The 12,540-nt window shown below is 42.6% G+C and carries 8 protein-coding genes and 1 tRNA gene; 4 read left to right on the forward strand and 5 right to left on the reverse strand.

Going from position 1 to position 12,540, the window contains the following annotated elements; translation table 11 throughout:
* Positions 1 to 15: 15 nt before the first annotated feature.
* Positions 16 to 1,602: a nickel ABC transporter substrate-binding protein gene (nikA, locus tag Q4549_RS01070; RefSeq protein ID WP_303553076.1), complete on the reverse strand. Its 1,587-nt coding sequence runs from the start codon at positions 1,600 to 1,602 to the stop codon at positions 16 to 18.
* A gap of 646 nt (positions 1,603 to 2,248) precedes the next feature.
* On the opposite strand from nikA, the gene Q4549_RS01075 reads away from it, so the two are divergent.
* On the forward strand, positions 2,249 to 3,130 hold the full coding sequence (locus tag Q4549_RS01075; protein ID WP_137673043.1) for an NAD(P)-dependent oxidoreductase: 882 nt from the start codon (positions 2,249 to 2,251) through the stop codon (positions 3,128 to 3,130).
* A gap of 110 nt (positions 3,131 to 3,240) precedes the next feature.
* On the opposite strand, the gene Q4549_RS01080 is transcribed toward Q4549_RS01075, so the two are convergent.
* Positions 3,241 to 4,236: an HAD family phosphatase gene (locus Q4549_RS01080; RefSeq protein WP_303553077.1), complete on the reverse strand. Its 996-nt coding sequence runs from the start codon at positions 4,234 to 4,236 to the stop codon at positions 3,241 to 3,243.
* Positions 4,237 to 4,512: 276 nt separating this feature from the next.
* On the opposite strand from Q4549_RS01080, the gene Q4549_RS01085 reads away from it, so the two are divergent.
* Together Q4549_RS01085 and Q4549_RS01090 are read left to right on the forward strand one after the other, a co-directional pair.
* On the forward strand, positions 4,513 to 6,057 hold the full coding sequence (locus tag Q4549_RS01085) for an arylsulfatase (protein ID WP_303553078.1): 1,545 nt from the start codon (positions 4,513 to 4,515) through the stop codon (positions 6,055 to 6,057).
* 108 nt (positions 6,058 to 6,165) lie between these two features.
* Entirely contained in the window at positions 6,166 to 8,322 is a 2,157-nt protein-coding gene (locus tag Q4549_RS01090) for an ammonia-forming cytochrome c nitrite reductase subunit c552 (RefSeq protein ID WP_303553079.1), read from the forward strand.
* Between the two features lie 647 nt (positions 8,323 to 8,969).
* Here the strand turns inward: Q4549_RS01090 and Q4549_RS01095 are convergent.
* The 3 genes from Q4549_RS01095 to Q4549_RS01105 form a co-directional block, all read right to left on the reverse strand.
* Positions 8,970 to 9,046 (reverse strand) — tRNA-Pro (locus Q4549_RS01095).
* Positions 9,047 to 9,132: 86 nt separating this feature from the next.
* On the reverse strand, positions 9,133 to 10,947 hold the full coding sequence (locus Q4549_RS01100) for a DUF3413 domain-containing protein (RefSeq protein WP_303553080.1): 1,815 nt from the start codon (positions 10,945 to 10,947) through the stop codon (positions 9,133 to 9,135).
* A 29-nt stretch (positions 10,948 to 10,976) separates the two neighbouring features.
* Positions 10,977 to 11,195, reverse strand: coding sequence for a DUF1414 domain-containing protein (locus tag Q4549_RS01105; protein ID WP_303553081.1), 219 nt, complete (start codon positions 11,193 to 11,195; stop codon positions 10,977 to 10,979).
* 75 nt (positions 11,196 to 11,270) lie between these two features.
* Here Q4549_RS01105 and yejK point away from each other — a divergent pair, with 75 nt between their 5' ends.
* A complete protein-coding gene (yejK, locus tag Q4549_RS01110) occupies positions 11,271 to 12,275 on the forward strand; it encodes a nucleoid-associated protein YejK (RefSeq protein ID WP_303553082.1) in 1,005 nt (334 codons plus the stop codon).
* Positions 12,276 to 12,540: the final 265 nt, after the last annotated feature.

A 12,540-nucleotide genomic window follows, 5' to 3' on the forward strand; every position in this document is an offset into this window, starting at 1 on the left:
AGCAACAGTAGCGTGTTATTTAATAGACATACGCTGCAGCGGAATTTCGAATTGAGAAGGGTTAAAACCTACGCCTTCGAGTTTATTACTGAAAATTGCACGGTTTTGCTCATAGGTTAGCGGTATATAGATGGCTTGATTGTGCAGCGTTTCTAATACATAGCTGTAGTGAGCTTGGCGTTCTTGTTCGTTGGTGGCTTCCAAAGCGTCCAATATATGCTGGTCTAATTGGGCTTTTTCAGGAATGCCTTGCTGCGCAGCGTAATCGCCATAAACGGGTTTACGCATGCCACCCAAAAATGATTGAGGATCATAAGGTGTCCCCCAAGAAATATTGAATGAAAGGTCAAATTCGCCGTGCTTTAAGCGGTCGCGGTGGGCTTGTTCTTCTTCACCTACAAGCTTTAAGGTTAACCCCAGCTTCGACCATTCACTTTGTAAGTACTGGGCAATGGTGCGCTCAACTACCTTGTCACTGTCGTAAGACAAGGTGATCTCAAAAGGCTTTCCGTTTTTCTTGCGCACCTTTCCATCTAATGTCCAACCAGCAGCGTTAAGCAATTGCTCAGCCGTTTCAACATTGTATTGGTAAGGTGTTAGATCAATGTCGGCGTAAGGTACATTGCGAGCCAGCAAGGTGTCTGCTGGTTTCTCTAGGCCCAACAAAATGCGCTCGGCAATAACCGCTTTATTGGTGAGGTGGCTTAAAGCCTGACGTACTCTGGTGTCATTTAGGTTGTCGCTTTTTGAATTCAAGATCAGCATTCGAGTAGATACTGGCTCAGACAAAATTGTATTAAAGCGAGGGTCAGTTTCAAACTGTTTAAATGCGCGTGCGGTTATCAGTTGTAAACCGTACACCATATCTACATCACCACTGCGCAGAGCTAACAGTCTCGCTTGGTTATCAGGGATAACCTTAGCAACAATCTTTTCTATTTGTGGCTTTTTACCCCAGTAACTGGCGTATTGTTCAAAGGTAGCTTGTTGGTCAACAGTGTTGCTGCTTAATTGATAACTTCCAGTTCCTATATAACAAAGAGTGCCGTCTTTGGTGGTTCCCTCTTTAAAACATTTAGGTGATAAAAAGCGAAACGGCCTGGTTACACCTAACTCTACCAAGAATGGGTAGTATGAATTAGCAAACTCCACCTCAACGGTGTAGTTATCTACAACTCGAATGCTCTGCTTGCCAGTTTCTTCTACTTCTAACATCAAGCGAATCGACTCAAGCCAAGTATGGCGATTACCATTGTCTAGCAGGGCATCAAAGTTTTGCTTTACGACTTCGGCATTAAATGGTGAACCATCAGAGAAAGTTACACCTTCACGTAGTGTGAATGTATATAGCTTACCGTCTTCAGAAACCGACCAATTAGTTGCTAGCCATGGCTCAAGCTTGCCGTTTTCACCTAAATGAATCAGACCTTCAAATAATAGGTTTTGAGCAAAAATTTCCCCCCCATAAAGATGAGGATTCAAATCGCGAATATCACGGTAATTAGCAAAGGTTAATGTTGAGTCGTTAGCCAATGTAGCTGGGCTGGTTATTAAGGCACTCGCAAAGCATGTAGCAAGAGTAAGCAGTTTCTTTAGCGTCATAGATTTCTCTCATATGAAAATGGGAATCATTATCATTTGGTGGTGTAAGGATGATAATAATTATTATTTAGCTTGGCAACCATGATTTGAATCAACTTGTTATTGCAAGGCTGGGGAAAAAATGAATTTGTTGTCTACATACTGTAAACACAGACATTAAACGGCCTTTATCGCTGAAATTTAAGATGAAGTAGAAGCGGGTTTTTTAACCAACAGTGATCGGTGTTATGTGTTCACCATCGTTCCTTTTAGCGCTTTATCTAAAAAGATGTTCTTGAGTACACCTGAAATCTACAAGTGACAATGGTTAATTCGACAAATGAAAGTGTGGGGTTTAAACAGTGATTTGATTACTAGCACTGGTAAGTGCCTTGTTGTAACTCTGCTTCACATTAAGATAGATGATAAGTCATATTAATGAAGATTTAAGCTTAATGAGTGGCAAATAAAGACGCAGTACCTAGCAGATAAACTAGCTAGAACTATAGCTTGCTAGCCACTATCGGTACTTTTCTTGAGTAATAATTTAGTTTTTTATAGCCTAGTTATCACTTTTAACAGAAAAGCTTGTTAATGATTGCCTAAATTGATAGGCAGGTATATCATGGTCTTATTGTAATACAATTGATTATTTTAGGAGTTTGAAATGACAAAACCTGTCATCGGTTTCATCGGTCTTGGCCTTATGGGCGGCAACATGGTTGAGAACCTACAAAAACGTGGTTATCAAGTAAACGTTATGGATCTTAGCGCTGACGCCGTTGCTCGCGTTATTGATCGTGGTAATGCTACTGCATTTACGTCGGCTAAAGAATTAGCTGCTGCAAGTGACATCGTTCAGTTTTGTCTTACAACTTCAGCTGTTGTTGAAAAAATTGTTTACGGCGAAGATGGCGTATTAGCTGGTATTAAAGAAGGTGCAGTATTAGTTGACTTCGGTACGTCTATCCCTGCTTCTACTATCAAAATTGGTGCTGCTCTTGCTGAGAAAGGCGCTGGTATGATCGATGCGCCTTTAGGCCGTACTCCTGCTCACGCTAAAGATGGTTTGTTAAACATCATGGCTGCTGGTGACCAAGCGACTTTTGATAAAGTGAAGCCTGTTTTAGAAGAGCAAGGTGAGAATGTATTCCACCTAGGTAAACTTGGTGCGGGTCATACTACTAAGCTAATCAATAACTTCATGGGCATGACTACCGTTACTGCTATGTCTCAAGCATTTGCTGTAGCAAAACTTGCGGGTGTTGATGGCCAACAGTTGTTCGACATTATGTCGGCTGGTCCTTCTAACTCGCCGTTTATGGCTTTTTGTAAAAACTACGCTGTAGACAGCAACCCTAACCTAGGTTTCTCAATTGCTAACGCAAATAAAGATCTTGGTTACTTTAATGAGATGGTTAAAGACTTAGGTAGCGAGTCTCTTATTGCTCAAGGTACTTCTACTAACTTGCAAGCCGCTGTTGATGCTGGCCTTGGTCAAAGTGACGTACCTGTAATCTTCGACTACTTCACTAAACTAGAGAAGTAATTCGAAGACCACCTTACTACTGCATATTGGCTACTTGCTTAGCTAGGCAGTAGTAGGGTTCAATCTTCACCTCATCGTTACTAAAACTGCTTTCCAAGCCTAAATTCAAACTACTTTTTAGCGGGGAAAATTGTTTTCCAATCCTGCTTCATGTCTACCACTGTCCAGCCTTTTTCTTTGGCTTCATCAAGTCCCTTATCAAAACGCCCAATACTAGACTCTCTATCATAGGCCCATTCACGCTTGTCATCGGTATGGTGGACGTATAACGCAAACCTTGCACCATCGCCGGCCGTTGTCCATTGCAGCATTTGTAAGTCGCCATCAGAATTGCCAAAGGCTGCGATAGGTCGGCGGCCTATTTGCTGATGAATAGCCACCACTTTTCCTTCTTTATCATCGTAAAAATCCAGCTCAGGCTGACGAATTAGAGTAGGGGAGCCATCCAGCATTTCAAATTCCACTTTAATGCTGCTACCGATTACTTGTTCAGGTGGAATGCCATAAACTTGCTCGGTCCAAGGGCGCATAAATTCGATACCGCCGCCGGAAACAATAAAGGTTTTAAAGTTGTTTTCTCTAAGATAATGCAGCAGTTCTAACATCGGTTGATAGACCATTTCGGTGTAGGGTCTACCAGAGTCTGGATGAATGGCCTTAGCTAGCCATGCGTTAACGATAACTTCAAACTCAGTGGTGCTCATCCCGGCATGGCTGGTCATAACTAACTCCAAAATAGCATGTTCGCCACCGGCCAAAACACCTTCCATATCGCCTTTTAACACAGAGGCGAAGGGTTCTTTGGTTCTCCACTCTGGGTGCTCAGGTGCTAAAGCTTTGATACGATCGACGGCAAAAAACAACTGGAAATACATAGGTTGTTCGGCCCACAAGGTTCCATCGTTATCGAACACTGCTATGCGTTCTGAGGGCGGGACAAAATCAGCTGAATCAGTGCTTACTACATTTTCTACAAAGGCCATAACCGATTGTTTAGCCTTACCCTCATTCCAGGAGGCTAGCGGAGTGTTTGTCTCGGCTGTTACTTTACCTACAAAGCACAAGATAAATAATAGCGGCAGCATGGTTAACCTAATGTTGTTCATCGTATTCCTTCCCTGAATCGTCAAAATATGCAGAAAAAATCAAACAACAGGACTATGGAAGTAAATCTTTAAATGCGCCAATAAATATCCTAAATAGTCTCAAAGTAAGGCAGCTTGTCGGCTCCTTCAATAGGATTAACTGTTTGCTCTGCGCTATTGGGCGCTAATGGTTCAGGGAACAGATTGCTTATATTGATTAAAATGATTTTGACGCTTCAAAGTTTCCAGACTGCTGCTACGCTTTTAGTGACTTTTCTAACAGGGAGCGTTTAGCAGATGCTTAAACTTTTAAAAGATAGTATGACTTTATTGTCTGCTGGGGCACTAGGTTTGGCGTCGGCCAGCTTAATGGCTGCAGAAAAACCCAATATCTTGGTGATTTGGGGAGACGACATTGGCCAATCTAACGTAAGTGCTTATACCTTTGGCTTGATGGGTTACAAAACCGCCAATATCGACAGCATTGCCAAAGAAGGCATGATGTTTACTGACTATTATGCCGAGCAATCTTGTACTGCGGGGCGCTCTACCTTTATTACCGGTCAGAGTGTGTTGCGCACCGGCCTAAGCAAAGTAGGGTTTCCAGGGGCTGATTTAGGTTTACGAGCCGAAGACATCACGATTGCTGAAGTACTAAAACCAATGGGTTATGCGACCGGACAATTTGGTAAAAATCACTTAGGTGATAAAGATGAATTTTTACCAACGGCTCACGGCTTTGATGAATTCCTAGGTAATTTGTACCACTTAAATGCGGAAGAAGAACCTGAGAATGTCGATTATCCAAAGGATCCTGAATTCCGTAAAAAATTTGGTCCTCGTGGTGTGATTAAGTCGTCTGCCGACGGAAAAATTGAAGACACCGGGCCATTAACCAGAAAGCGCATGGAAACTATCGACGACGAAACGGTAGAAGCTGCTATGGCATTTATGGAGAAAACCGTAAAAGCGGATAAGCCATTTTTTGTATGGTGGAATGGTACTCGAATGCATTTTCGTACTCACATAAAGCCTGATTTACAAGGCAGCTCTGGGGTGAGTAATTACGCAGATGGTATGCTAGAGCATGACCGACACGTAGGTTTGTTGCTTAAAAAAGTGGATGATTTAGGCATAAAAGACAACACCATTGTGTTTTACTCTACCGATAATGGCCCACATATGAATAGCTGGCCTGACGCCGGTTTAACGCCGTTCCGCGGTGAGAAAAATACCAACTGGGAAGGGGCTTACCGCGTGCCTGCTATGGTACGTTGGCCGGGTAAAATTAAGGCGGGTGAGGTATCAAATGAAATCATGCACCACATGGATTGGTTGCCAACCTTTGCTGCAATTGCCGGAGATGACAAAGTAAAAGACAAACTGCTCAAAGGCCACAGTGCCAATGGTAAAGATTTCAAAAATCACTTAGATGGTTATAACTTCCTCCCATATTTAATGGGGAAAGAGGAAGTAGGGCCGCGGGATGAAATGTTCTATTTCTCTGACGATGGTGATCTCACAGGACTTCGTTATAAAAATTGGAAGATAGTCTTTATGGAGCAGCGAGCTCAAGGCACTTTGCAGATTTGGGCTGAACCTTTTGTTGAGCTGAGGGTGCCTAAAATCTTTAATTTAAGAATGGACCCTTATGAAACCGCAGATCGGACATCTAATACTTACTGGGATTGGGTGATTGATCGAGTGTATTTGCTGGTACCGGCGCAAACTTATGTTGCAAAGTATCTAGCCAGTTTTGAAGAGTTTCCACCTCGTCAAAAAGCGGCAAGTTTTAATGTCTCCCAAGTGATGGAGAAATTACAACAGCCTGCGTCTAAATAATTTACATTAATATCAAAAAAGGGCGCAACTCGCCCTTTTTTAACGTTTTTTTGTTGTTAGACTAACCGTATTAAGCCCCGATTGATTGTATTGCCCATCGAGATTCCCATGTGTTTTCTAAAGCAATGTTTTAAACTTTTCTTCATTCTTATCAGTCCTATTGTGCTAGCTCAGGAATACGTAGGTAATCAAAGTTGTGCTGCTTGCCATAAAACAGAAGTCGAAAACTGGTTGCCTTCTCATCACGCAAAAGCGATGCAGCTTGCTACCGAAGAAACAGTATTAGGCAATTTTGATAATGTGCGATTTGAGACAAATGATGGCTGGACAAAGTTTTTTCGGGACGAGCAAGGTTTCTATATAGAGACAGGAAAAACCGACGAAGTAGGCAAGCGTTACTCAGTGCCTTATGTGTTTGGCTACACGCCTCTGCAACAGATTTTGGTTGATATCGGTAGTGGCCGTTTACAAGCTTATACTGTGGCCTGGGATTCAAGAACTAAAGCACAGGGCGGGCAACGTTGGTATAGCCTTTATCAGCAAACCCATACTCCTGATACCCCGTTTTATTGGAAGAGCCAATTTAATAACTGGAACGCACGCTGTGCCGAATGCCACTCTACAGATCTAAAACGTGGCTACGATGCCGCAAAAGACGAATATGACACTACTTGGAGCGAAATCAATGTTAGTTGTGAAGCTTGCCATGGTGCAGCAGCTAAACATGTAGCCTTAAAAAGTGCTGATAACGCTGAGAATACCGATGAACCAAGCGCTAACTCAGGTTTTGACAAAACCTTGCTCAAACGCAGCAATTGGATATTCAGGCCAGAGCAAGCTAGCGCCGAGCGTTTAGGCAATGGACTTGTATCTTTAGACCATGGCCAAGTAGATCAATGTGCTGCATGCCATAGTCGGCGAACGGCGCTTACTGACGGGGCTGGACCGCACGATTTCTCACAACACTATATTCCTAGGCTGGCAGTACCTGATTTGTACCATGCTGATGGCCAAATACTTGATGAAGTCTATGTTTATGGCTCTTACAGCCAAAGTAAAATGGCCGCGGCAGGGGTGGTATGTAGTAACTGCCATGAGCCACATAGTGGCAAAGTGCTGAGCGCGGATAATAGTTTGTGTGTCCAGTGCCATTTATCTAACCAGTTCGATACTCCTGAGCATACTTTGCATGAAACGGGTTCTGAGGGGGCCCTGTGTATCGATTGTCACATGCCTTCGCAGCGTTACATGGGGGTGGATGATAGAAGAGACCATAGTTACCGGATTCCCAACCCATGGGTAAGCGAAGCCTTAGCTTCGCCAGATGTGTGCTTAAATTGTCATCAAGATAAAAATACCGAGTGGTCTCAACAGCAATTGGAACATAAAAAAGCTAAAGTGTTCGGTGATTATGATGATATAGGCACTGCTTTGTACCTAAACTTGCAAGACCCAACACGGGGTCAACAGCAGATTGCCGCATTGATATTAGATGAAGAACAACCTGCAATGCGCCGAGCAGTATTGCTTAATCATCTAGATGTAAATATTAGCAGTAACCTTGAAGTGCTAAACACCGCAGCAAATAGCCCACAAAGCTTAGTAAAGTTAGGCGTACTAAATGCCCTTGAATCAGCGCCTTATGCCATGCAGCTACAAATAGGCTTTGGTTTACTTTATGACGAGCATAAAAATGTTCGACTACAAGCTATTCGACTATTAGCTCCTGCATTTAGGCAAGCATTGCCTGAAAAGGCTCAGCAGCCCATGCAAGATGCTTTAATGGAAGCTGTGCTGACTTATCAAGGGCAACAAGACTTACTTTCAGCGCAACTCGCTTTAGCTGATTTAGCCTACAAAGTTGGGGATCTTGAACAAGCAAGCATTCAGTACTCAAATGCGATTAATCTTCAACCTAGCTTTTTGCCAGCCAAGTTAAATTTGGCGAGTGTGTATCGGGAGAGTAGTCAGCTAGAAAAAGCCCAAGTGTTACTACAAGAAATTTTGAAGGTAGAGTCCAATCATCCAATGGCTTTACATAACCTTGGCTTAATTTATGTGGTTAAAAGGCAGTGGGCTAAGGCGCTACAAGCCTTACAAAAAGCAGCAGACTTAGAGCCCGATAATCACCGTTTCGCCTATGTGTACTTACTAGCCTTGGAAGCCAGTGGTAACTTAGAGCAAGCAAAAAAACAGCTGGCCAAGCTAGAGGCGATGACGCCTGGTGACCCAGCATTATCTGAAATTCGCCAGCGCTTAAAGTAGTGGTAGGGCACTACCGTGATGTTGGCTGTAGTCGGCGTATTCCTCGCCGAAAAAACACCTAAACTGGCTTGGAAGTTTTAGCGTTTAGCTTAGGTGTTTAGCTCAGCTAGCAATTTGAAAGTGTCTAACCCTTCAGAACACCCCTCTTTGGGAATTATGACTTCACTAAATTGTTGTTATCTTTACTGCCGTTTTAACGGCGCGTTTCAAGTATTGCATCATCACTGGGCCTAGTAAGGGCAGAGCTGCAGCTACTTTGGCTGCAATTGATTCATTTAGGTCAATGCCGGTTCCATACATCCGCCAAAAACTTAGTTACGTTTGTTCTCTATGGTTTTGGAGAAAGCTTCTCAACCCCCTTTAGTGATTATGATCATGCTAATACTAATACCTCCAAAACCTATTAATATGGTTGTATTTGCAGCCACTTTGCATGGCTGATTGCCTTTGCCAATTATGATGATGAGAGCTGATAGTCAAGAGTGTTCAGCTTCATTGTTTGAAAGCGGAATGTGTTTACAAAAGTACTGAGTGTATTGATGGTATTAAGGGTGTAGCTATTCGATATCGCTGGAATATACAAGAGAACAAATGTTGGAACTCATCAACAAAAAAGCCCGTAGCTCATCGAGCTACGGGCTTATATATGGTCGGAACGAGAGGATTTGAACCTCCGACCCCCGACACCCCATGACGGTGCGCTACCAAGCTGCGCTACGTTCCGAATTGAATCTGAATTTACTTATCAAACCGCTTAGTGTCAATACACGGCTAGTGTTTATACGCTTAAGTGCTCAGCGATTGTACAAATTACTGTTCTGGCTGATAAAAACGTTTTAAGTCGTTTAAGACTTGCACCAGCATTGGCACCGAGACTCGGGCATTACTAGGTTTTAAGTCACGATCAAGTACCTGGTAGCTGCCAGATTGGTTAAATAAGGTAATTTGATTACCCTGTAATACGGCTTGCTGTTCTTGGTTACCGATTAATAACCAATCTCGCTTACGTTTGGAATAGATATTTTGTCCATTGCTATAGTCGGCACTGTTTGATGTAACACCTAACATCCCTTCCAAAATAGTAGGAATAATATCGTTATGGCTTGTCTCATCGTGCATTAGCGTGGGCAGGCGATCTGGCCAAGAGATAAACAAAGGAACCTGAGTTTGGTAGCGACTAAAGTTACTGGCATTACCCCAATAGTTGCTGTTGTTATCGTTTAGCTCGTTTCCGTAGTCGGACGTTACCACTAAGATAGTATTTTCTATCTGACCCGTATTAGCGAGCTCTTGGTAGACTTTTTTAAGTTGTTTATCTACGTTCTGAGCAGCTTCGAAATAATGCTGCTTGATTAACTCCGGCGTCACTTTTTCCATACTTTCGCCACTAGCGTTATCGTATGCTGCTACGCCATTTAGATATAAAAAGTTGAACCAAGGCAGCTGAGAATATTGACTGTGTTGCCACATTAACCACTTTTGCAGCGCTTGCTCATCGCCTGCCGCACCACCGGGCCACTTGGTCATATCAAGATTTTTAAGAGAACTAAAGCTGGAGCCTGCGATTTCTGGGGTGTTTAATCCTTTGCTGCTAAACAACTCTATTTGGTAGTTATTGTCTTGCAGAGCAGAGACTAAAACTGGGCTTTGTCGGCCTGCTTTAATACTTGGCCAATAGCTAGTGGGTAAGCCATAAAGCAGGCTTAGCATACCTTCTGGTGATTTATTACTACCACTAAAATGACTGAAGAATTGGCTAGAATTTTTAGCTTGTCGCCAGCTGTGGGGCATTGCTTCTTTTGTCAGCATGTCCCAGCGTAAGCCTTCTACAACCACTAGCATTAAATTATAGCGTTGTTCTACATGGCCATATTTGATGGGCGATATCGGGTATCGCATATTGCCTTGTTGCTTTTTCTCTTGAGCTTTAATGCCTTGATAATAAGCATCTACATCAAATATACCTTGCTCTTGTAAGAAGCTACGGGCAGTTAACGGATAGAATAACGGGTAGTTATTCTTTTGCTGGGTAATTGTTCGGTAGTTGGTTGCATCGGCCCAAGCATGCACAAAGTGGGTTAATACAAAACAAACAAATAGAATCGCCGCTAACGGCACACCCAAGCGTTTGTGTTCTAATCGGCGTAAATACTTCCAACACAAACGGGCTAGCCACAATTCCAGCAAGAAGATAAAAGGGACTGAAACAAACAGTAAGTTAAGTGTATTTGCTTGGCTATTTTGGTCTTCATCTAAGAGCAGCTTTAACAACTCAGGATTAAGGTGAAGGTTAAACGTAGCAAATACTTCGGTATCTACAATAAGTAAGCTGATCCCCACGGTAGCAAATAAAGCACCCACAAATCGCATTGACCGATTGCTAGGGATAACAAAGCTAAGAGGGAATAAGGTGAGTAGGAAAATAACAAAGGCGATAAATGAAAATTGCCCTAACCAGCTTACTAATAAATAGCTTTGCCCCAAAAATGTTTCTGGCGGCGCAGCTAACACTAAATAGCGTAAGCCAACAATTAAGGCCAAAATAATGTTAGATAAACAAAACCAATGTCCCCAGCTAATTAACTGAGACACTTTATCGCGGTACTGTTTTGAGCTATTTACCATTGCGGGCTTTACGGTCCTTTGCTTTATTCTTATTTTTCGTCAATTGAGCTTTGAAGGGCTTTTGCAAATCCTTCGCTTAGCTTTTTACGTTGCTCTGGCGCAACCCGTTGATTGATCAAACAGGTGGTAGCATTACCGAGTACCATAAGGGCTAAATCGGTAGCTACGTTATGATTATCGACTACTTTGAGTACGTCATTAAGTAATTGTTCCACTTGCTCTGTGGAATATTTTGAAACTATTGCCATTACTTCTCTGCAAATTTGCTGGTAAAGACGCGTATAATAACCCACCTCGTCAGCAAACACTAACAGTAAGAGACTATGAGCATTTCCCTAAAACACCTTATTTTACATTCACTAGAATTGACTGAAGACGGCACTATCGCTCTGCAAGCTAGGAGCGAAGAGATGGCTCATAGCGAAGAAGCGCTTAGTCTTATAGAAGGCCTACATCTCAACTATAGTGGGCGAGCTGCCAAAGGTTTTGGTTTCTATAATGAAGAGAACAATAGTCCTTTTAAGCTTCAGCTAGATGCTTTACTAAATGAAGAAATCGATTTTCACCGCTACAGTGTAGATAGCGGCACAGTATTAGTAGAGGAGCTCAAAAAGTATGAGTTTATCGAGCAAGGTGTATTGCTACTGGCCAACTACGAGCATGTAGCGGGTGAATACCTGTTAATCATGTTGTTGGAGAATAAGATCTCTCCAGCCGTTGATGACAGCTTAGAGCTAACCGCTAGTCGCTATTTAGAAACAAGTTCTGTGCAGTTAGCGGCGCGCATTGATATTACCGATATGCAGCGTAATCCTGAGTCTCAACGTTATGTTTCATATGTAAAGGGAAGGGCTGGACGAAAAATTTCTGATTTCTTTGTGGAATTCTTAGGTTGCGATGATGGTTTAGACGTAAAGGTGCAAAATGCGGTCTTAATGCAAGCCGTTGACGACTATTGCCAAGCGACCCAATTAGATAAAGAAGAAAAGCTTGCTTATAAAGGTGAAGTAAAATCTTATTGCGAACAGCAACTTAAAGATGGTGAAGAAATCGTAGTAGGGGAGTTAGCTAAAGCCCTGCCCACCGCCGAAGACACCGTAGACTTTTACCAGTTTGCCGCCGAAAACTACCCTTTGGAGGATCAATTCCCTGCCGATCGTACTGCGCTTAAGAAATTAGCCAAATGCTTTGGCCAAGGTAAAGGTGTGTCTGTAAGTTTCGAACAAAAATTGTTAGGTGATCGCGTTTTTTACGATGAATCAACCGATACATTGACGATTGTAGGTGTGCCGCCTAACTTAAGAGAGCAGTTAAAAAATAACAAATAACTTAATTAACAAGCATGAAAAGGTTATCAGTTTCAAATGTGTTGTAAAATTACCACATGGAAAGGTTTTCACAGGCTTGGTAGGTTATTTTTGTTGTTTTATTACCACTGTTAGGTGATAAAACAACCGCTCAGGGCACGCGGGGCCTTGCTCTAGTGCTTTGTAGTATAATTTCAAAAGTGCGAGCTAAGTCATGTGCTCGCGTAGGCAATTGGGCTAGAATCAAGCGCAGCAAGTAACATTGCGACCCAAAATTATAATCATA

The sequence above is a fragment of the Agarivorans sp. 2_MG-2023 genome (genome assembly GCF_030548085.1).
Taxonomy (GTDB): Bacteria; Pseudomonadota; Gammaproteobacteria; order Enterobacterales; family Celerinatantimonadaceae; genus Agarivorans.

What these genes read in the sequence shown, in the direction of transcription:
- nikA (WP_303553076.1), bottom strand. Translation starts at nt 1,602, where the DNA reads ATGACGCTAAAGAAACTGCTTACTCTTGCTACATGCTTTGCGAGTGCC.
- Q4549_RS01075 (WP_137673043.1), top strand. Translation starts at nt 2,249, where the DNA reads ATGACAAAACCTGTCATCGGTTTCATCGGTCTTGGCCTTATGGGCGGC.
- Q4549_RS01080 (WP_303553077.1), bottom strand. Translation starts at nt 4,236, where the DNA reads ATGAACAACATTAGGTTAACCATGCTGCCGCTATTATTTATCTTGTGC.
- Q4549_RS01085 (WP_303553078.1), top strand. Translation starts at nt 4,513, where the DNA reads ATGCTTAAACTTTTAAAAGATAGTATGACTTTATTGTCTGCTGGGGCA.
- Q4549_RS01090 (WP_303553079.1), top strand. Translation starts at nt 6,166, where the DNA reads ATGTGTTTTCTAAAGCAATGTTTTAAACTTTTCTTCATTCTTATCAGT.
- Q4549_RS01100 (WP_303553080.1), bottom strand. Translation starts at nt 10,947, where the DNA reads ATGGTAAATAGCTCAAAACAGTACCGCGATAAAGTGTCTCAGTTAATT.
- Q4549_RS01105 (WP_303553081.1), bottom strand. Translation starts at nt 11,195, where the DNA reads ATGGCAATAGTTTCAAAATATTCCACAGAGCAAGTGGAACAATTACTT.
- yejK (WP_303553082.1), top strand. Translation starts at nt 11,271, where the DNA reads ATGAGCATTTCCCTAAAACACCTTATTTTACATTCACTAGAATTGACT.